Below are 19997 nucleotides of genomic sequence, written 5' to 3'. Positions count from 1 at the left end.
AATGATTTAAATCCCTGCTTTAATCAGGGTGATGGCTGCATTTTCGCGAATTTTCGCTACAAGCAATCACTTACAGATTATTACAGTTAACCAGTTTGAGCGGATTTACGGAGTTCATATTGCGGCACTTATCGATCTCGGTGGTCATATACTCAATCCAGTACATGATTAAGCTATCCAGCATGAGGATCGACAGGGCGAAAGCCACCAGCCACCAATACTTGCGAAACATTCCGTATCTCCCTTTCTTGCAACCATTTGTTGAAATATACACGACTCCGTAACCCCGGAATGACAGGGAAAGCGGGGTTTTTAGCGCTATTTCAGACAATAAAAAAGGCGCTTTCCCATGCCGGTTAGCGCCTTTTTATCAATACAACTCACTGATTAAAAATCAGTTCATGCCGTATTTTTTCAGTTTTTTACGCAGCGTACCGCGGTTGATGCCCATCATCAGCGCCGCGCGGGTCTGATTACCACGGGTGTATTGCATCACCATGTCCAACAGTGGCTGTTCTACTTCAGCCAGTACCAGCTCATACAGGTCATTAACATCCTGACCATTCAGTTGAGCAAAATAGTTCTTCAGTGCCTGTTTTACCGAGTCACGGAGCGGTTTTTGGGTTACCTGATCCTGAGAGTTAACGGTAGAAACGGTCAGTACGTCAGAATTTACGCGTTGTTCGAACATAGTTCTGTCAGCTCTTTATTTCTGTTTACGCAAAATTTTCGAAGTATGCCTCCAACGCCTCCAGCTGTTCGCTGGCATTCTCAATGGCGTTGAATGTGCGCCGAAACTGGTCATTCGGAGCGTGCTCCTGGAGATACCAGGAGACGTGTTTACGTGCGATTCGGTAACCTTTCGCCTGACCGTAAAAGTCATGCAGTTCCCGAACGTGCGCGCAAAGCAAGCGCTTAACCTCTGCCAAAGGCAGCGGGGCCAGCAGCTCCCCAGTGTCCAGATAATGCTGGATTTCCCGGAAGATCCAGGGTCTTCCCTGAGCTGCGCGGCCTATCATCAGGGCATCCGCCCCTGTATAGTCGAGCACAGCTCTGGCTTTAAGCGGGTCAGTAATGTCGCCATTCGCGATAACCGGAATGGAAACTTTCTGCTTAACTGCCCGAATACTGTCGTACTCAGCGTCTCCGTTGAACAAACAGGCGCGGGTGCGTCCATGAATGGTCAGAGCCTGAATACCACACTCTTCAGCCAGTTGGGCAATTTCTACGCAGTTACGGTGTTCTGGAGCCCAACCCGTGCGAATCTTCAGAGTGACAGGAACATCCACTGCATTAACTACCGAGGTCAGGATCGACTTCACCAGATCCGGGTATTGCAGCAGGGCGGAACCTGCAAGCTTGCGATTCACTTTTTTAGCCGGGCAACCCATATTGATATCAATAATTTGGGCGCCGCTTTCCACGTTAATACGTGCGGCTTCCGCCATTTCATCCGGGTCGCTGCCGGCAATTTGCACGGTGCGAATACCGGGTTCATCAATGTGCACCATCCGCAGTCGGGACTTGTCGCTTTCCCACACTTGCGGGTTAGAAGACATCATCTCGGATACGGTTAAACCGGCTCCCATCTCGTAGCACAACGTCCGGAATGGTCTGTCAGTAATGCCAGCCATGGGCGCTGCGATCAGGCGATTTCTGAGCTGGTGATGTCCGATGCGCATGAGTTAAGAAATGACCATACTGTGACTGCAAGGCGGCGTATATTACGCATTTTTTGCACGAGATGAAAGGCCAAACTTTGAGCAATCCTCTGTTGTAGATCAAGGAATAGCCAGTCCACCAGAGCAATAAACCTATTAAATCATGTTTTTCATAGGGTTATGTAAAAGATAAAAATTTCACATAACGCATAAATTCGCACAAGTTATCGTTTTTTCATCGGTGATAAGCGGCTGAACTGCTGTTTTTTCAGACAAAAAAGACGGTTTTTGCGAAGCTACTCGCAATTTTTTGATCGACCTTCTGGCTGCTTTTTTCGACAGTTCAGCACGCGGGCTCCGCGAAACGTGGCCCGCAGGCCGCGTTCCGTTTTACCTTTTCTGTCCCGTAATACGGCACCACTCTTCTTTCTCGACCACCGGGTCAAGAGTAAAGAGTTCGGCATAGGCTTCGCATACGCTCTCTGCCTGGCTGGCAAGGATACCAGAGAGCCCCAGTAAACCGCCCTCGACGGGCAATACGCTGATTAACGGCGCCAGTTCACGCAACGGGCCAGCCAGAATATTGGCGACCACCACATCGGCTTTCATCGCGTCTGGCTGGTCTTTCGGCAAGTACAACTCGAGACGTTCGGAAACACCGTTGCGCTCGGCGTTATCACGGCTGGCCTGAATGGCTTGCGGATCAATATCAATCCCGATCGCTTTCGCCGCACCCAGTTTCAGCGCGGCAATCGCGAGGATCCCGGAGCCGCAGCCAAAATCGATCACCGTTTTGCCGACAAGATCCAGACCATCGAGCCATTGCAGGCACAACGAGGTGGTGGGGTGCGTGCCAGTGCCGAAGGCCAGACCCGGATCGAGCATCACATTTACCGCATTCGCATCCGGCACGTCGCGCCAGCTCGGGCAGATCCACAGGCGTTCGCCAAAGCGCATCGGGTGGAAGTTATCCATCCATTCGCGCTCCCAGTCTTTATCTTCCAGTTGCTCAATTTTGTGGGCAAAACCTTCGCCGAGCAGCGGGTGAAGCGCGAGTTGGGCAACAACGTCCGCCATCTCGGTTTCTGCATCGAACAGGCCTATAACGTCGGTATCACCCCACAGGCGGGTTTCACCCGGCAGCGGTTCAAACACGGGCGTGTCGTGCGTGTCCTGGAAGGTAATGGACACCGCGCCCGCTTCCATCAGAGCATCGCTCAGATCTTCCGCATTCGCGCCGGTGGTGTTCAGTTTCAGTTGGATCCAAGGCATGGCATAACTCTTTATTCATTAACAGAAATAGTCGGGGCCTGCGGCGCGGGTTGACCGAAACGGTTCCCGACAACGAAGGCCAGCAAACTTAACAGCAGCGAGGGCACAATCGGATGGAAGCCCAGGTACTGAATATTAAAGGTGGCGAGCGCGGCATACAGCGCGCCGCCAACAATCATGGCGCTGAGCGCGCCGGCGGAATTAGCGCGATCCCAGTAAAGACCCAGCACCAACGGCCACAGGAATACCGCCTCCAGCCCGCCAAACGCCAGCAGGTTCAGCCAGATGATCATCTCTGGCGGACGCCATGCGGCCAGCATCATCAAAATGCCGAGCACCAGCGTGGTGACGGTGGAAATGCGTTTTAAGCGTGGCTCATGACGAATTTTAGTCGGCTGCGCGCTTAACCACAGATCTTTGATGATCGTTGCGGAAGCCTGCAGCAGATGCGCGTTGACGTTGGACATGATCGCGGCCATAGGTGCGGCGAGGAACAACCCTGCGGCCCACGGTGGCAACACTTCGACCATCAGCGTGGGAATGACCTGATCCGGCACCGACAGATTCGGCAGCACTGCTCGACCCAGCGCGCCCGCCAGGTGCATTCCCAGCATCAACAGTGCGATGACGATGGTGCCGATAATGATCCCACGGTGCACCGACTTGCTGTCTTTATACGAAATACAGCGCACAGCGGTATGCGGCAGACCGATAACGCCAAAACAGACCAGTACCCAAAACGAGGTCATAAACGCCGGGGAGAGAATATCGCTCGCGCCGTGCGGACTCACCAGTTTCGGATCGATATGCTGCAAGGTGTCAACGGCGTTATGTAAACCGCCCGCCGCATGGATCACGCCGACCAGCAACACCAGCGTACCGATCAGCATCACCAGACCTTGCATCGTGTCGTTCAACACACTGGCGCGAAAACCGCCAAACGCTGTGTACAGCGCAATGGTAATGCCGAAGATCAGCAGGCCAGATTCGTATTTGATGCCGGCCGCCGTCTCCAGCAGACGCGCGCCGCCGATAAACTGCACGGCAATTGCGCCGACAAAGGCCACCAGCAGACTGACGCTGGCAATCCACACCACCGCGCGGCTCTGGTAGCGAGCCATCAGCATGTCGTTGAGGGTAATCGCATTGTAGCGACGCGCCAGAATCGCGAATTTCTTGCCAAGAATGCCCAGCGACAACCAAATGGTAGGAACCTGGATCATCGCCAGCAGTACCCAACCAAGGCCGAATTTGTACGCGGCTCCCGGCCCGCCAATAAACGAACTGGCGCTGACATAAGTGGCGGTCAGCGTCATCGCCAGCACGAATCCACCCATGGAACGACTACCGAGGAAATACTCGCTCAGGAAAGTACCGCTGCTACGCTGGCGCATCGCATAGAAAGAGAGGCCGAAGACGACGATCAGGTAGATTATCAGTACGGCGATAATTTCAGTTTGCATCGTTATCCTCCAGAGAGATATCACGGAAGATAAAACGCACCATCGCCCAGCAGAGTAAAACAAACACCAGTGGCGTAAGCAGGCAGGCCAGTTCAAACCAACGCGGCAGCCCGGTGAAGCCCTGCTCTGTACCCGGTAGGTAAGCACACACTAACCAGGCGGCAAGATAAAGAAGGGTCAGCCACAGCGCCCAGCGGGCTTCTTTGTGAGCCTGAACAAAACGGTTGTCCATTTTTGTCCCTTGTAAATGAAGAAAGCGGGGATTGTACCCTATGGGCAAGTTGAGGGGAGAGAAAAACAAAAAAGGCCGGAAGATCCGGCCTTTTGCGCTGATTGCAGATTATTTTTCCTGCAAACCGAGTTTTTTCTCCAGATAGTGGATGTTGGTGCCACCATGCTGGAAGTTCTCGTCGCTCATAATACGCATCTGCAGATCAACGTTGGTTTTGATACCGTCGATAATCAGTTCCTGCAACGCATTCTTCATGCGCGCAATCGCCACATCGCGGCTCTCACCGTAGCAGATAAGCTTGCCAATCATTGAATCGTAATACGGCGGTACAGTGTAACCGGCGTAAATATGCGATTCCCAACGCACACCAAACCCACCAGGGGCATGGAAGCGGGTGATTTTGCCCGGGCTGGGCAGGAAGGTGTTCGGATCTTCGGCGTTAATACGGCATTCCACCGCATGGCCTTTCACCATCACTTCTTCTTGCTTAATGGACAGCGGCTGACCGGCAGCGATACGCAGCTGTTCTTTGATCAGGTCAACGCCGGTAATCATTTCGGTAACCGGGTGTTCAACCTGAATACGGGTGTTCATCTCGATGAAGTAGAACTCGCCGTTTTCGAACAGGAACTCAAACGTACCCGCTCCGCGATAGCCGATGTCGACACAGGCTTTCGCACAACGCTCGCCGATATAGCGACGCAGTTCCGGGGTGATGCCCGGTGCCGGTGCTTCTTCGACCACTTTCTGGTGACGGCGCTGCATGGAGCAGTCGCGCTCTGCCAGATAGATAGCGTTGCCCTGACCATCAGCCAGCACCTGGATCTCGACGTGGCGAGGATTTTCCAGGTATTTTTCCATGTACACCATGTCGTTGTTGAAAGCGGCTTTCGCTTCCGCACGCGTCATGCTGATGGACTGCGCCAGGTCGGCGTCTTTGCGCACAACGCGCATACCGCGACCGCCGCCGCCGCCGGAGGCTTTGATGATAACCGGGTAACCAATGCGTTTAGCATGGGCGCGGTTGGCATCCATATCGTCGCCCAGCGGGCCGTCAGAACCCGGAACGGTCGGTACGCCTGCTTTCTTCATGGCGGTGATTGCCGACACTTTGTCGCCCATCAGGCGGATGGTGTCAGCTTTCGGGCCGATGAAGATAAAGCCAGAGCGCTCAACTTGCTCAGCAAAGTTGGCATTCTCAGAGAGGAAGCCATAACCCGGGTGAATCGCCACTGCGCCGGTGATTTCGGCGGCGGAGATAATCGCCGGGATATTCAGATAGCTTTTTACTGATGGCGCAGGACCGATACATACGGTCTCGTCAGCCAGCAGTACGTGTTTTAAATCGCGATCCGCAGTCGAGTGCACGGCGACAGTCTTGATGCCCAGTTCTTTACAGGCACGAAGAATACGCAGTGCAATCTCGCCGCGGTTAGCGATAACAATTTTATCCAGCATGTGCGCCTCGTTTACTCGATGACGACCAGCGGCTCGTCAAATTCAACCGGTTGGCCACTTTCAACCAGAATGGCTTTCACCACGCCTGATTTATCGGCTTCGATCTGGTTCATCATTTTCATGGCTTCAACGATGCACAGGGTATCGCCCACGTTAACTTTCTGGCCGATTTCGATAAACGCTTTCGCGTCCGGGCTCGGGGTGCGATAGAAGGTTCCGACCATCGGGGAACGTACGATGTGACCACTGATTTCCGCTGCGGCTGCAGGGGCTTCCGGCGCTGCGGTAGGTGCGACAGCGTTAGACAGGGCTGGCTGCTGTTGCATCATCGGCGCAGCATAAGCCTGCTGCATAACCGGGAAGCCAGCATTCGGCGCGCTGCGGCTGATGCGCACAGACTCTTCGCCTTCAGAAATTTCCAGTTCGGAGATGCCTGATTCTTCAACCAGCTCGATCAGTTTCTTAATCTTACGAATATCCATGAGTGGGTTCCGTACTCTTGTTTAGTGTGATTGTGACAGGCGTTTTACCGCCGTCTGTAAAGCGTATGAATAACCTTCCGCGCCCAGCCCGCAAATAACGCCCTCGGCGATATCTGACAGATACGAGTGGTGGCGGAATGGCTCCCGCGCATGCACGTTGGTGAGGTGGATCTCGATAAACGGGATACCGACCGCCAACAATGCGTCGCGGATAGCAACACTGGTGTGCGTAAACGCGGCCGGATTGATCAGGATAAAGTCCATAATGTCTTTTGCCTGATGAATACGGTCGATGATTGCGTACTCCGCGTTTGACTGAAAATGCGCCAGTTCCACATCAAGCGCTGCCGCTTCGGTGCTCAAACCGTTAACAATCTCGCTAAGCGTAAGCGTGCCGTACTTATCCGGCTCACGGGTGCCAAGCATGTTTAGGTTCGGTCCGTTCAAAACTAATATGTGGAACTTGCCAGCCATTGTGCCGCTATCTCCTGCGATTCTCGGGTAAAAAACAAAATATACCTTCGATTCGCGATTGTCACCTTTTCAGAGGCTAAAAACCCCTGTCAGGAAAACCAAAGTCGCACATTATAACGATTTCGTAGCAATTGGCAGCTAAATACTGGTCTTATCAGGGAAGATTATCAACCACCGCCCGGAATCTGGCGGTGAATGATAGTAGATCTGCGGAGAACTGCACACAATGAGCGTATTAACGCCACCATTGGCGAAACTTCTTATAACGCCACGCTAACAGCCCAATCGCGGCAGCAGCGTACAGGATCGGTTGCGGTGACAAGATTTTCACCGACCAAAGGTAGTGAATCGGCGCGAGGATCGCCACCAGATAGACGAAATTGTGTAATTGTTGCCAGCGTTTGCCCAGCTTGCGCTGCGCCCATTGCGTTGAAGTCAACGCTAATGCCAGCAAAATCAGCCAACTTACCGCACCCAGCGTTAAATAAGGGCGCATTACCAACTCTTGTCCTAATAATGAAAGATTATTGATCCCCAGTTCCAGCAAGGTGTAGCTGGTCAGGTGCAGCGTCGCCCAGGCAAAGCACCACAGCCCCAGCAAACGTCGGGTTCTGATCAATAAAGGTTGTTTCGCGTAGCGTGCGAGCGGTGCTATCAGCAAACTGGCGAGCAGGAATTTTAGCGCCATTCTGCCCGTAAAATGCTGGATGTCTTTCGCCGGATCGGCGCTGAAATAGCCCTGGTTCGCCGCCCAGAAAAGCCACAGTAAAGGCAGCAGACCCGCCAGATGCAATGCGACTTTTAACCATGTCACCTGTTTTGCCGTTAAGCGCACTCAGAAATTCTCCCGCAGATCTAACCCGTGATAAAGCGAAGCCACCTCTTCAGCGTAGCCATTAAACAGCAGCGTTGGCTGACGTTTTACATCCAGCGCGCCGCCGGATCCAATAAAACGTTCCGTTGCTTGTGACCAGCGAGGGTGATCGACATGCGGGTTCACATTGGCATAGAAACCATATTCGTCGGGTGCGGCAAGGTTCCAGGTGGTCGGTGGCCGTTTACTGGTGAGCTTGATACTGACTATCGATTTGATGCCTTTAAAACCATATTTCCACGGTACAGTCAGGCGGATCGGCGCGCCGTTTTGCGGCGGTAGCGCTTTGCCATACACCCCGACAGTAAGCAGCGTTAGTGGGTGCATCGCTTCATCTATACGCAGCGCTTCAACATAGGGGTACTGGAGGCCACCGCCAATAAAGCGATCTTTTTGCCCCGGCATCTGATCCGGTGCGTAAAGGGTCTGGAAAGCGACATATTTGGCGTTGCTGGTGGGTTCAACTAGCGCCAGCAGTTTATGCAGCGGGAATCCGATCCACGGCACCACCATGGACCAGGCCTCAACGCAGCGCATCCGGTAGATTCGCTCTTCCAGCGGGAAACGCGAGGTCAGCGCCGCGTGATCGAGCGTCAACGGTTTCGCCACTTCACCGTCAATGGTCAATGTCCAGGGATCGGTTTTCATTCCCCCGGCGTTGGCGGCAGGATCGGCTTTATCGAGGCCAAATTCATAGAAATTGTTATAGCCGGTGACTTTCTCTTCCGGTGTCAGCGGGAGAGAGGCTTTCCACTGCGCAGGTTGCGTAAAATCGAGCGGTTTTCCCGATGGCGCCTTTGGCCGGTCATGGCCTTTAAACCAGTCCAACAGATCGGCCCGCGCGCCGGGTGCCAGGGTCAATGCCGAGGCGCTAATTCCCAGCATTTTCAGCACCTGGCGGCGCTGTAACATAAAAACGGATTCCGCAGTGACATCGGCTTCGGTTAGTTTTTTCTTCATCACATCCTCCGTTAGTCTCTCGTCAAGCATGGTGTAAGCGCAGCGTGAGCGCGAGCACGAGTGTGTTACCAAACATTGTAAATAGTCAGGTTAAGACATTTTTCAGGCTTATTGATTGTTGGCAAAAAATTTCTGAGGGCTATACTCGCAGGGATGAAACGCAGTGCCAGTTTTCCCCGCCGCCTGCACGCTATCCCGGGACGCGGGTAGACATCAAAGTTAGTACTTACTTCAATGACGTAACCCTGAGCGGTATCGTTTCGTTCTTTATACAAGCGGAGTTAACACAAGGATGCGATTAACGACGAAATTTTCAGCTTTTGTGACGCTACTGACAGGGTTGGCGTTTTTCGTCACCCTGATTGGGTGCTCACTGAGCTTCTATAACGCTATTCAAAACAAGGTTGCCAATCGTGTGGAAGCGGTGGCGGCAATTATTGATACGCGCCTGGTCTCAACGCCGGTTTCCCGGCTGTTGCCGCAGCTCAATGAATTGATGGTGCCGGTAGACATTATCGAGATTCAGATTAAGCAAGGCCGGCGCACAGTGCTCAGTTATGCGCATAACGGAAGTTATCGCCCGGCGGGCAGCAACTATCAATATCGGGAACTGCATATTCCCTCCCTGAAAAATCCCGGTTTCACCTTCACGCTGGTTTATCAGGATCCCATGGCGAATTACTTTCGTTCGCTGTTAACTACCGCGCCGCTGACGGTGGCGATCGGTTTTATGATCGTGATCCTCTTTCTCTCCGTTCGCTGGTTACGGCGACAGCTTTCCGGGCAGGAACTGCTGGAGACGCGCGCGACGCGGATCCTCAACGGCGAGCGTGGGCCACAGGTTCGCGGCAGCATCTATGAGTGGCCATCCCGCACCAGTAGTGCGCTGGATGTGTTGCTGACCGATATCCAGTTTGCCAGCGATCAACGTAGCCGCATGGATACGCTTATTCGCTCCTACGCCGCGCAGGACAAGCGGACGGGCCTGAATAACCGCCTGTTTTTTGATAATCAGCTCGCCACGCTGCTGGAAGATCAGGAAAAAGTGGGCTCGCACGGTGTAGTGATGATGATCCGTTTGCCGGACTTTGATCTGCTGCGGGATAGCGGTGGAACCACCACCGAAGAGTATCTCTTTACGCTCATTAACCTGCTTTCTACCTTTATTATGCGTTATCCCGGTGCGTTACTGGCTCGCTACCATCGCAGCGACTTCGCCGTGCTGCTGCCGCATCGCACATTAAAGGAAGCGGAGAGCATCGCCGGGCAGATCCTGAAAGCGGTGGACGGGTTACCCCCGAATAAAACGCTGACCCGCGAAGACATTATGCACATTGGTATTTGTGCCTGGCGTAGCGGGCAAGCTGGTGTGCAAGTCATGGAGCATGCCGAAGCCGCAGCGCGCAACGCGGTGTTACAGGGCGGAAACAGTTGGTCAGTGTACGACGACACATTACCGGAACAAGGGCGTGGAAATGTGCGCTGGCGAACGCTGATTGAGCAGATGCTGAGCCGCGGCGGGCCGCGCGTTTATCAGAAACCAGCGATTAACCGGGACGGCCAGGTTCATCACCGCGAGCTGATGTGCCGCATTTTCGACGGCGAACAAGAAGTGATTGCCGAAGAGTATATGCCCATGGTGCAGCAGTTTGGTCTGGCTGAAGAGTATGACCGCCTGCAGGTGACGCGTCTGATTCCCTTTATGGGTTTTTGGCCGGAAGAAAACCTCGCCATGCAAATAACCGTGGAATCATTGATCCGCCCCCGTTTTCAACGCTGGCTACGCGATATATTAATGCAGTGCGAAAAATCTCAACGTAAACGGATTATTTTTGAACTTGCTGAGGCGGATGTTTGTCAACATATCAGCCGGTTACAGTCGGTGGTGCGTTTAATCAACGCATTAGGCGCCCGCGTAGTGGTCAATCAGGCGGGTCTGACGTTGGTGAGCACCAGTTGGATTAAAGCGTTGGATGTTGAGCTATTAAAGCTGCATCCGGGGCTGGTCAGGAACATTGAAAAGCGCACCGAAAACCAGCTTCTGGTGCAGAGCCTCGTGGAAGCGTGCAAAGGCACGCGAACGCGAGTTTTCGCAACCGGCGTTCGCTCTCGTGGCGAATGGCAGACGCTGGTGGAACGGGGTGTTGCGGGTGGGCAGGGCGATTTCATCGCGGCTTCCCAACCGCTCGATACCAATGTGAAAAAATATTCGCAAAGATACTCGGTTTGAACTGCTGTTTAAGTCGTTTTCACGTAGAATAACGCGCGCTGCCATGTTTGGGGGTGTGCGTGCCTGCCCGCCGGATTATCGCAGTGAACAAAGCCGGTTTGTCCTTATGAAAAACTGCAAACGCAACAGACTGGAAGATGGGCTTTTTTACTTCCAGGCAGATTCATGTCGTTTTGCAACAAAGGAAACAAACTGCACTAATTTTCACCGTAGCAGATGATTCTTATGCCTTGTCGCTGCTACGTGTGGTTGGTAAAGTAAGCGGATTTTGTTTCCGCCCCAGCTTTCAGGATTATCCCTTAGTATGTTGAAAAAATTTCGTGGCATGTTTTCCAATGACCTGTCCATTGACCTGGGTACCGCGAATACCCTGATTTATGTAAAAGGACAAGGCATCGTACTGAATGAGCCTTCCGTGGTGGCCATTCGCCAGGATCGTGCCGGTTCACCGAAAAGTGTAGCCGCAGTCGGTCATGAAGCGAAACAGATGCTTGGCCGTACGCCGGGCAATATCGCGGCCATCCGCCCGATGAAAGACGGCGTCATCGCCGACTTCTTCGTGACCGAAAAAATGCTTCAGCACTTTATCAAACAAGTGCACAGCAACAGCTTTATGCGTCCGAGTCCGCGCGTTCTGGTTTGTGTGCCGGTTGGCGCCACTCAGGTTGAACGCCGCGCAATTCGTGAATCCGCACAGGGCGCTGGTGCTCGTGAAGTATTCCTGATTGAAGAGCCGATGGCGGCCGCAATCGGCGCTGGCTTACCGGTTTCTGAAGCGACCGGTTCAATGGTGGTGGATATCGGTGGTGGTACCACTGAAGTTGCCGTTATCTCCCTGAACGGCGTGGTGTACTCCTCTTCTGTTCGTATCGGCGGTGACCGCTTCGATGAAGCGATCATTAATTACGTTCGTCGTAACTACGGCTCCCTGATTGGTGAAGCGACCGCTGAGCGTATCAAACACGAAATTGGCTCTGCTTACCCGGGCGATGAAGTGCGTGAAATCGAAGTGCGTGGCCGTAACCTGGCTGAAGGTGTTCCGCGTGGCTTCACGCTGAATTCTAACGAAATTCTGGAAGCGCTGCAGGAACCGCTGACCGGCATCGTGAGCGCCGTTATGGTTGCGCTGGAACAGTGCCCGCCAGAACTGGCTTCTGATATCTCCGAGCGCGGTATGGTTTTGACCGGTGGTGGCGCGCTGCTGCGCAACCTTGACCGCCTGTTGATGGAAGAAACGGGTATTCCAGTTGTAGTTGCAGAAGATCCCCTGACTTGCGTAGCGCGCGGCGGCGGCAAGGCGCTGGAAATGATCGACATGCACGGCGGCGACTTGTTCAGCGAAGAATAGTCCGCGTCAGATGCGAAGCGGATAGTCGCTTCGCATCTGTCTGGCCTGAGAATACGCAAAGCCTATGAAGCCAATTTTTAGCCGTGGCCCGTCACTGCAGATTCGCCTTTTCCTGGCGGTTGTGGTGGCGCTCGGAGTCATTATTGCCGACAGCCGCCTCGGTACGTTCAGTCAAATCAGAACGTACATGGATACTGCCGTCAGCCCTTTCTATTTTATTTCCAATGGTCCCCGCGAATTATTAGATAACGTTTCCCAAACGTTGGCCTCGCGCGACCAGCTTGAGCTTGAAAACCGGGCATTGCGTCAGGAACTGCTGCTAAAAAACAGTGAGCTGTTGATGTTAGGGCAGTACAAGCAGGAGAATGCGCGCCTGCGTGAACTGCTGGGCTCGCCGCTGCGTCAGGATGAGCAGAAAATGGTGACCCAGGTGATCTCGACGGTTAACGATCCTTACAGCGACCAGGTGGTTATCGACAAAGGCAGCGCGAACGGCGTGTATGAAGGCCAGCCGGTGATCAGCGATAAAGGCGTTGTCGGCCAGGTGGTTGCGGTAGCTAAACTGACCAGCCGCGTACTGTTGATTTGCGATGCCACACACGCGCTACCGATTCAGGTGCTGCGTAACGATATCCGCGTGATTGCCGCCGGTAACGGCTGCACAGACGATCTGCAACTCGAACATTTACCGGCGAATACGGATATTCGTGTTGGTGATGTGCTGGTGACGTCAGGTCTGGGCGGGCGTTTCCCGGAAGGATATCCGGTTGCGGTGGTCTCGTCGGTAAAACTGGATACGCAGCGGGCTTACACCGTGATTCAGGCGCGTCCAACCGCGGGCCTGCAACGTTTGCGTTATCTGCTGCTGCTGTGGGGCGCGGATCGTAACGGCACTAACCCAAGAACACCGGAAGATGTGCATCGTGTGGCGAACGAACGTCTGCTGCAAATGATGCCGCAAGTCCTTCCTTCTCCTGATGCGATGGGGCCGCCTGCGCCAATGCCCGCTCCGGCGACTGGCATTACGCAGCCGCCGCCGCAAGTCTCTCCGGGAGGGCAATAGTGGCAAGTTATCGTAGCCAGGGGCGCTGGGTTATCTGGCTCTCGTTTTTAATTGCACTGTTGCTTCAAATCATGCCCTGGCCGGATGAGATCATCGTCTACCGGCCAAACTGGGTGTTGCTCATTTTGCTTTACTGGATCCTCGCGCTGCCGCACCGCGTAAATGTTGGCACGGGTTTCGCGATGGGTGCCATACTGGATCTGATTAGCGGATCCACCCTCGGTGTACGCGCGCTGTCGTTAAGTATCGTCGCCTATCTGGTCGCACTGAAATTTCAGTTGTTCCGTAATCTGGCGCTCTGGCAACAGGCGCTGGTGGTGATGCTGTTGTCGCTGGCGACAGAAGTGATTGTCTTCTGGGCAGAGTTTCTGGTGATTAACGTTTCATTTAAACCAGAGATTTTCTGGAGCAGCCTGGTGAATGGCGTGCTCTGGCCGTGGCTCTTCCTGTTAATGCGTAAGATCCGTCAGCAGTTTGCGGTGCAATAAGGCTTTTATGACAGATATCTGGCTTGCTTCCGGTTCTCCTCGTCGCCAGGAGTTGCTCACACAACTGGGCGTCACTTTCACGCGTATTGTTCCGGGTATTGAGGAACAGCGTCAGGCGCAGGAGAGCGCCCGCCAGTATGTGTTACGCCTCGCGCGTGAAAAAGCGCAGGCCGGTGTGGCGATGGCCACAAGCGATCTGCCCGTGCTGGGCGCGGACACGATCGTTATATTTAATGGTGAAGTGCTTGAAAAACCAAAAGACTCCTCGCATGCTGCCAGTATGTTGCGCCTGCTTTCCGGGCAAACACATCAGGTAATGACGGCGGTTGCGCTGGCGGATAGCCAGCATGTGCTCGATTGTCTGGTGGAAACTGAAGTGACATTCAGAGTGTTATCGGAAAAGGATATCGCCGATTACGTCGCCAGCGGGGAACCGCTGGATAAAGCCGGTGCTTATGGCATTCAGGGGCTGGGTGGCTGTTTCGTGAGAAAAATAAACGGTAGTTATCATGCCGTTGTGGGTTTACCGCTGGTGGAAACCTGGGAATTGCTGAGCAATTTTAACGCACTGCGCGAGGGAAAAGATAATCATGACGGCTGAATTGTTGGTCAACGTTACTCCATCGGAAACACGCGTCGCTTATATTGACGGCGGCATCCTGCAAGAAATTCACATCGAGCGCGAAGCACGGCGCGGGATAGTAGGCAATATCTACAAAGGTCGGGTCAGCCGGGTTCTGCCGGGCATGCAGGCGGCTTTTGTAGATATTGGTCTGGAAAAGGCGGCGTTTCTTCACGCCTCCGACATTATGCCGCACACCGAATGCGTTGCCGGGGAAGAGCAAAAAAACTTCACCGTGCGCGACATCTCCGAACTGGTCCGTCAGGGGCAGGATTTAATGGTGCAGGTGGTAAAAGATCCGCTGGGTACTAAAGGCGCGCGCCTTACCACGGATATCACGCTGCCATCCCGTTACCTGGTCTTTATGCCGGGCGCTTCGCATGTCGGCGTTTCCCAGCGTATCGAGAGTGAAGCCGAGCGCGAACGCCTCAAACAGGTTGTTGCGGCGTATTGCGACGAGCAGGGCGGTTTTATCATTCGCACTGCGGCTGAAGGCGTGTGCGAAGAGGATCTCGCCTCCGATGCGGCGTACCTCAAGCGCGTCTGGACGAAGGTGATGGAGCGTAAAAAGCGCCAACAAAGCCGCTGCAAACTGTACGGCGAACTGGCGCTGGCGCAGCGTGTGCTGCGCGATTTCGCCGACGCTCACCTGGATCGTATCCGTGTAGACTCGCGTCTGACGTTTGAAGCGCTGCTGGAGTTCACGGCGGAATACATTCCGGAGATGACCAGCAAGCTCGAACACTACAGCGGTCGCCAGCCGATTTTCGATCTTTACGATGTGGAGAACGAAATTCAGCGCGCGCTGGAGCGCAAAGTGGAGCTGAAGTCCGGCGGCTATTTGATCATCGATCAAACCGAAGCGATGACCACCGTTGATATCAACACCGGTGCGTTTGTCGGCCATCGCAATCTCGACGACACCATCTTCAACACCAACATTGAAGCCACGCAGGCCATTGCCCGCCAGCTGCGCTTACGCAATCTGGGCGGCATTATCATCATCGATTTTATCGATATGAATAATGACGATCACCGCCGTCGCGTGCTGCACTCGCTGGAGCAAGCGTTGAGCAAAGATCGGGTCAAGACCAGCATTAACGGTTTCTCCCAGTTGGGTCTGGTCGAGATGACGCGCAAACGCACGCGCGAAAGCGTGGAACATGTCCTCTGCAATGAATGCCCCACCTGTCATGGCCGCGGCACCGTTAAAACGGTGGAAACTGTGTGCTATGAAATCATGCGCGAGATCGTTCGCGTGCATCATGCCTATGATTCCGATCGTTTCCTGGTTTACGCTTCCCCGGCGGTGGCGGAAGCCCTGAAAGGTGAAGAGTCGCACGCGCTGGCGGAGGTGGAAATCTTCGTTGGTAAGCAGGTAAAAGTGCAAATCGAGCCGCTCTATAATCAGGAGCAGTTTGACGTCGTAATGATGTAATTCGCAGCGTGCTGCGACACGAGCGAGTCTGGGTTTGGATGACAAGGAGAGAGGCGTGAGGCGACTGCCGGGGATATTGCTGCTTACAGGCGCGACGCTGATTGTTATCGCGGCGCTGCTGGTAAGTGGGCTGCGCCTTGTTCTGCCACATCTGGATAGCTGGCGCGGGCAAATCCTGGCGCAAATCACCGCGCAAACCGGCGTTCCCGTCTCGGCCAGCCAGATACAGGCGCGCTGGGAGAATTTCGGCCCTGAACTGGATGTGCGCGACATTAGCGCGACGCTGCCCGATGGCGGCGACCTGTCGGTCAAACGCGTGACGCTGGCGCTGGATGTCTGGCAAAGCCTGCTGCACATGCGCTGGCAGTTCCGCAATCTCACCTTTTACCAGCTGGTCGCGCACAGTAATACCCCGCTACAACGCAATGACACCGGCGAACCTATCACCACGGATCGCATCAGCGATCTGTTTTTGCGCCAGTTCGATCACTTTGATCTGCGCGACAGCCGCATCAGCTTCTTAACGCTCTCCGGACAACGCGCAGAGCTGGCTATCCCGCAACTTACCTGGCTTAACGGCAGCGATCGTCACCGTGCGGAAGGGCAAGTCAGCCTGTCGAGCCTCACCGGTCAGCACGGCATTATGCAGGTGCGCATGGATCTGCGTGACGACAATGGGCTGTTGAACAATGGGCGGGTGTGGTTGCAGGCGGACGACATTGATGTCAAACCCTGGCTCGCCAAATGGATGCAGGATAAGGTCGCGCTGGATTCTGCGCGCTTCAGTCTTGAAGGCTGGATGACATTAAGCAAAGGCGTAGTGGAAAGTGGCGACGTATGGCTGAAAAAAGGCGGCGCCAGCTGGCAGGGCAATAATACGCAGCACCGCATGACGGTGGATAACCTGACCGCACATGTCTCTCGTCAGCAGCAGGGCTGGCAGTTTGATGTACCGGTAACGCGTATCGCAATTGATGATCATCCCTGGCCGCAGGGCGCGCTGAGTTTTGCCTGGGTTCTGGCGCAGGAAGTGGGCGGTGCCAGCAGCGTGCGCAGCGATGAACTGCGCGTTCGTGCCAGTAACCTTGAGCTCAGTGGCTTAGAGGGGCTGCTGCCGATTGCGCAGAAAATCTCCCCGGAGCTGTACGACATCTGGCATACCATGCAGCCTCGCGGCAAGCTGGAACAGCTGGCGCTGGATATCCCTTTGCAGGCGACTGAAAAAACGCGCTTCCACGCGCAGTGGCAGGATATTGCCTGGCAACAGTGGGAATTGCTGCCCGGTGTTGAACACCTTAGTGGAACGCTTGCCGGCAGCCTGGATAATGGGCGCTTAACTGCCGATATTGCACAGGCGAAGATGCCGTATAAGACGGTATTCCCCGAACCGCTGGAGATTGAAAAAGGCGTTGCCACGCTGAACTGGCAGAATAACGAACACGGCTTCCAGCTGGACGGGCGCAATATCGACGTTCAGGCGAATGCCCTGCGTGCGCGCGGTGATTTCCGTTATCTCCAGCCGCAAGGTGATGAGCCCTGGTTAGGTATCCTGGCTGGCATCAATGTGACGGATGCAGGCCAGGCCTGGCGCTACTTCCCGGAAAATTTGATGGGCAAAGAGCTGGTGGCGTACCTGAGCTCGTCGATCAAAGGCGGGCAGACGCAAGATGCCACGCTGCTGTTTGGCGGTAATCCGAAGCTCTTCCCGTTTAAGCACAATGAAGGCCAGTTTGAAGTCGCGGTGCCGCTGCGCAACGCGACCTTTGCTTTCCAGCCGGACTGGCCAGCGCTGCAAAACCTCGATATCGATCTCGACTTTCTCAACGACGGCTTGTGGATGAAAAGCAGTAAAGTGGCGCTGGGCGGTGTCACAGCCAGCAATCTGACTGCCAACATCCCGGATTACGTTAAAGAGAAACTGCTGATTGATGCCGACATTAACGGTCCGGGCAAAGCCGTAGGGCCCTATTTCAAAGAGACACCGCTGCACGATACGCTGGGCAGCGCGCTGGATGAGCTGCAAATCGATGGTGATGTAAGCGCTCGCTTACATCTTGATATTCCGCTGGACGGGGCGCAGACCGTCGCCAAAGGCGATGTGGCGCTGAACAACAACAGCCTGTTTATCAAGCCACTTAACAGCACACTGAAGAACCTCAGCGGCAAATTCAGTTTCGAGAACGGTACGCTGAAAAGTGAACCATTACAGGCAACCTGGTTTAACCAACCGGTAAACCTCGATTTCTCCACCACCGAGGGAGATAAAGCTTATCAGGTGGCGGTGAATCTCAACGGGAACTGGCAACCGGCAAAAACCGGCGTTTTACCTCCGCAACTTAATGATGCGCTGCGCGGCAGCATCGCATGGAAAGGCGATGTCGGCGTAGAGTTGCCGCACCGTGGCGGTACCACTTATAAGGTTAATATTGATGGCGATCTGGGCAACCTTGCCAGCACGTTACCGCCGCCGCTGGATAAACCCGCAGGCAAAGCGCTGCCGCTGAAGGTGAAGGTAGAAGGAAACCTGCACAGTTTCGAGTTAACCGGGAATGCTGGTGGTAACAACCATTTCAATAGCCGCTGGTTGCTGAATAATAAGCTGACGCTCGATCGCGGGATCTGGACTTCGGATAGCCGAACACTACCGCCGCTGCCGGAGCAAGCCGGGCTTGAACTCAACTTGCCGGCAATGAACGGCGCTCAGTGGCTGGGCCTGTTCAGACAGGGCGTGGCAAATAATGTCAGCAGTGCAACCACCTTCCCGCAGAGCATTACGCTGCGTACGCCAGCTCTGACGCTGGGCGGGCAGCAGTGGAATAATCTCAGCATCGTTTCACAGCCGCAAGATGCAGGTTCGACCATCGAAGCGCAAGGGCGTGAAATCAGCGGTACGTTGACGATCCATGATAATGCGCCGTGGCAGGCCGCGATTCGCTACCTCTACTACAACCCGTCGAACACGGCACCGAACGATGATGACATCTCTTCTCCTTCAACGCTGTTGCGCGGTCAGACGCGAGTGGACTTTACCGGCTGGCCGGATTTGCAATTGCGCTGTGCGGAGTGCTGGCTGTGGGGGCAAAAATATGGTCGCATCGATGGCGATTTCGCCATTCAGGGCGATACGTTGACGCTGGCAAATGGCCTGGTGGACAGCGGCACTGCGCGGCTCACCGCCGACGGTGAATGGGTTAACCGTGAAGGCGCAGAACGTACCTCGCTGAAAGGGGTGCTGCGCGGCGAGAAAATTGATTCCGCAATGGGCTTCTTTGGCATACCGACGCCGGTGCGTGATTCGTCGTTTGATATTAATTATGACCTGCACTGGCGCAGCACACCGTGGCAACCGCAGGAAGAGTCACTTAATGGCATCCTGCGTACGCGTCTTGGCAAAGGCAAAATTACCGATATCAGCACCGGCCATGCCGGGCAGTTGCTACGCCTGTTCAGCGTCGACTCGCTGTGGCGTAAATTGCGTTTTGACTTCAGCGATACCTTCAGCAGTGAGGGGTTCTGGTTTGATTCCATCCGCAGCACCGCGTGGATCAAAGACGGTGTGCTGCATACCGACGATACGCTGGTGGACGGTCTGGAAGCGGATATCGCCATGAAAGGCTCGGTGAATTTGGTGCGCCGCGAGCTGGATATGGAAGCGGTGGTTGCGCCAGAAATTTCCGCGACTGTCGGTGTTGCGGCGGCCTTTGCCGTTAACCCGATTGTCGGTGCGGCGGTGTTTGCCGCCAGCAAAGTGCTGGGGCCACTGTGGAACAAAGTCTCGATTTTGCGCTACCGCATTACCGGCCCGGTTGATCAGCCGCAAATCAACGAAGTCCTGCGCCAGCCGCGTACGGACAAAAAGCAATGATTTGACGGCATCGGCGAATTGCCTCAAGCTCCTTGTATCGCACTTTTTATTGCCCGCTGTGGCGGCA

The 19997-nt window shown here is 54.5% G+C and carries 18 protein-coding genes; 7 read left to right on the top strand and 11 right to left on the bottom strand.

What is annotated here, in order from left to right; genetic code table 11:
• Positions 1-70: 70 nt before the first annotated feature.
• The 11 genes from IP581_RS20905 to msrP form a co-directional block, all read right to left on the bottom strand.
• On the bottom strand, positions 71-232 hold the full coding sequence (locus IP581_RS20905; protein WP_017457278.1) for a DUF2556 family protein: 162 nt from the start codon (positions 230-232) through the stop codon (positions 71-73).
• 162 nt (positions 233-394) lie between these two features.
• Complete coding sequence (fis, locus tag IP581_RS20900) at positions 395-691, bottom strand: DNA-binding transcriptional regulator Fis (protein WP_000462905.1); 297 nt, start codon at positions 689-691, stop codon at positions 395-397.
• A 25-nt stretch (positions 692-716) separates the two neighbouring features.
• Positions 717-1682, bottom strand: coding sequence for a tRNA dihydrouridine synthase DusB (dusB, locus tag IP581_RS20895; RefSeq protein WP_044489505.1), 966 nt, complete (start codon positions 1680-1682; stop codon positions 717-719).
• A gap of 369 nt (positions 1683-2051) precedes the next feature.
• On the bottom strand, positions 2052-2933 hold the full coding sequence (gene prmA / locus IP581_RS20890) for a 50S ribosomal protein L11 methyltransferase (RefSeq protein ID WP_193821280.1): 882 nt from the start codon (positions 2931-2933) through the stop codon (positions 2052-2054).
• A gap of 11 nt (positions 2934-2944) precedes the next feature.
• Positions 2945-4396 carry a sodium/pantothenate symporter gene (gene panF, locus IP581_RS20885; RefSeq protein ID WP_097400700.1) on the bottom strand — a complete coding sequence of 484 codons (1452 nt, stop codon included), beginning with the start codon at positions 4394-4396 and terminating at the stop codon, positions 2945-2947.
• Positions 4386-4628: a YhdT family protein gene (locus IP581_RS20880; protein ID WP_017457282.1), complete on the bottom strand. Its 243-nt coding sequence runs from the start codon at positions 4626-4628 to the stop codon at positions 4386-4388. Before IP581_RS20880 ends, panF begins: the two co-directional genes overlap by 11 nt.
• A gap of 108 nt (positions 4629-4736) precedes the next feature.
• On the bottom strand, positions 4737-6086 hold the full coding sequence (gene accC, locus IP581_RS20875) for an acetyl-CoA carboxylase biotin carboxylase subunit (protein ID WP_086870009.1): 1350 nt from the start codon (positions 6084-6086) through the stop codon (positions 4737-4739).
• An 11-nt stretch (positions 6087-6097) separates the two neighbouring features.
• On the bottom strand, positions 6098-6568 hold the full coding sequence (gene accB, locus IP581_RS20870) for an acetyl-CoA carboxylase biotin carboxyl carrier protein (protein WP_017457284.1): 471 nt from the start codon (positions 6566-6568) through the stop codon (positions 6098-6100).
• Between the two features lie 21 nt (positions 6569-6589).
• Positions 6590-7042, bottom strand: a complete 453-nt coding sequence (aroQ, locus tag IP581_RS20865) for a type II 3-dehydroquinate dehydratase (protein ID WP_086870011.1) — start codon at positions 7040-7042, stop codon at positions 6590-6592.
• Positions 7043-7277: 235 nt separating this feature from the next.
• A complete protein-coding gene (msrQ, locus tag IP581_RS20860; RefSeq protein ID WP_193821279.1) occupies positions 7278-7877 on the bottom strand; it encodes a protein-methionine-sulfoxide reductase heme-binding subunit MsrQ in 600 nt (199 codons plus the stop codon).
• A complete protein-coding gene (msrP, locus tag IP581_RS20855; RefSeq protein ID WP_097400701.1) occupies positions 7878-8879 on the bottom strand; it encodes a protein-methionine-sulfoxide reductase catalytic subunit MsrP in 1002 nt (333 codons plus the stop codon). It lies immediately after the preceding gene.
• 289 nt (positions 8880-9168) lie between these two features.
• Here msrP and csrD point away from each other — a divergent pair, with 289 nt between their 5' ends.
• The 7 genes from csrD (at position 9169) to yhdP (ending at position 19930) form a co-directional block, all read left to right on the top strand.
• The gene (gene csrD, locus IP581_RS20850) at positions 9169-11106 is read left to right on the top strand and encodes an RNase E specificity factor CsrD (RefSeq protein ID WP_017457288.1); all 1938 of its coding nucleotides are present in this window, start codon (positions 9169-9171) and stop codon (positions 11104-11106) included.
• A gap of 304 nt (positions 11107-11410) precedes the next feature.
• Positions 11411-12454 (top strand): rod shape-determining protein MreB, encoded by a 1044-nt coding sequence (gene mreB / locus IP581_RS20845; protein ID WP_006818047.1) that lies wholly within the window; start codon positions 11411-11413, stop codon positions 12452-12454.
• 64 nt (positions 12455-12518) lie between these two features.
• A complete protein-coding gene (gene mreC / locus IP581_RS20840; RefSeq protein WP_017457289.1) occupies positions 12519-13517 on the top strand; it encodes a rod shape-determining protein MreC in 999 nt (332 codons plus the stop codon).
• Positions 13517-14005, top strand: coding sequence for a rod shape-determining protein MreD (gene mreD, locus IP581_RS20835; RefSeq protein ID WP_017457290.1), 489 nt, complete (start codon positions 13517-13519; stop codon positions 14003-14005). Before mreC ends, mreD begins: the two co-directional genes overlap by 1 nt.
• 7 nt (positions 14006-14012) lie before the next feature.
• Positions 14013-14606, top strand: a complete 594-nt coding sequence (locus IP581_RS20830; RefSeq protein ID WP_193821278.1) for a Maf family protein — start codon at positions 14013-14015, stop codon at positions 14604-14606.
• Positions 14596-16065: a ribonuclease G gene (gene rng / locus IP581_RS20825; protein ID WP_017457292.1), complete on the top strand. Its 1470-nt coding sequence runs from the start codon at positions 14596-14598 to the stop codon at positions 16063-16065. Before IP581_RS20830 ends, rng begins: the two co-directional genes overlap by 11 nt.
• Before the next feature lie 55 nt (positions 16066-16120).
• Positions 16121-19930: an AsmA2 domain-containing protein YhdP gene (gene yhdP, locus IP581_RS20820; RefSeq protein ID WP_193821277.1), complete on the top strand. Its 3810-nt coding sequence runs from the start codon at positions 16121-16123 to the stop codon at positions 19928-19930.
• Positions 19931-19997: the final 67 nt, after the last annotated feature.

It is taken from the genome of Kosakonia pseudosacchari (assembly GCF_015167415.1).
Lineage (GTDB): Bacteria > Pseudomonadota > Gammaproteobacteria > Enterobacterales > Enterobacteriaceae > Kosakonia > Kosakonia pseudosacchari.
Note: the sequence above shows the minus strand (reverse complement) of the source record. Positions and strands in the feature narration are given on the sequence as shown.

Coding starts and splice junctions, on each gene's coding strand:
- IP581_RS20905 (WP_017457278.1), bottom strand. CDS start 232: ATGTTTCGCAAGTATTGGTGGCTGGTGGCTTTCGCCCTGTCGATCCTC.
- fis (WP_000462905.1), bottom strand. CDS start 691: ATGTTCGAACAACGCGTAAATTCTGACGTACTGACCGTTTCTACCGTT.
- dusB (WP_044489505.1), bottom strand. CDS start 1,682: ATGCGCATCGGACATCACCAGCTCAGAAATCGCCTGATCGCAGCGCCC.
- prmA (WP_193821280.1), bottom strand. CDS start 2,933: ATGCCTTGGATCCAACTGAAACTGAACACCACCGGCGCGAATGCGGAA.
- panF (WP_097400700.1), bottom strand. CDS start 4,396: ATGCAAACTGAAATTATCGCCGTACTGATAATCTACCTGATCGTCGTC.
- IP581_RS20880 (WP_017457282.1), bottom strand. CDS start 4,628: ATGGACAACCGTTTTGTTCAGGCTCACAAAGAAGCCCGCTGGGCGCTG.
- accC (WP_086870009.1), bottom strand. CDS start 6,086: ATGCTGGATAAAATTGTTATCGCTAACCGCGGCGAGATTGCACTGCGT.
- accB (WP_017457284.1), bottom strand. CDS start 6,568: ATGGATATTCGTAAGATTAAGAAACTGATCGAGCTGGTTGAAGAATCA.
- aroQ (WP_086870011.1), bottom strand. CDS start 7,042: ATGGCTGGCAAGTTCCACATATTAGTTTTGAACGGACCGAACCTAAAC.
- csrD (WP_017457288.1), top strand. CDS start 9,169: ATGCGATTAACGACGAAATTTTCAGCTTTTGTGACGCTACTGACAGGG.
- mreB (WP_006818047.1), top strand. CDS start 11,411: ATGTTGAAAAAATTTCGTGGCATGTTTTCCAATGACCTGTCCATTGAC.
- mreC (WP_017457289.1), top strand. CDS start 12,519: ATGAAGCCAATTTTTAGCCGTGGCCCGTCACTGCAGATTCGCCTTTTC.
- IP581_RS20830 (WP_193821278.1), top strand. CDS start 14,013: ATGACAGATATCTGGCTTGCTTCCGGTTCTCCTCGTCGCCAGGAGTTG.
- rng (WP_017457292.1), top strand. CDS start 14,596: ATGACGGCTGAATTGTTGGTCAACGTTACTCCATCGGAAACACGCGTC.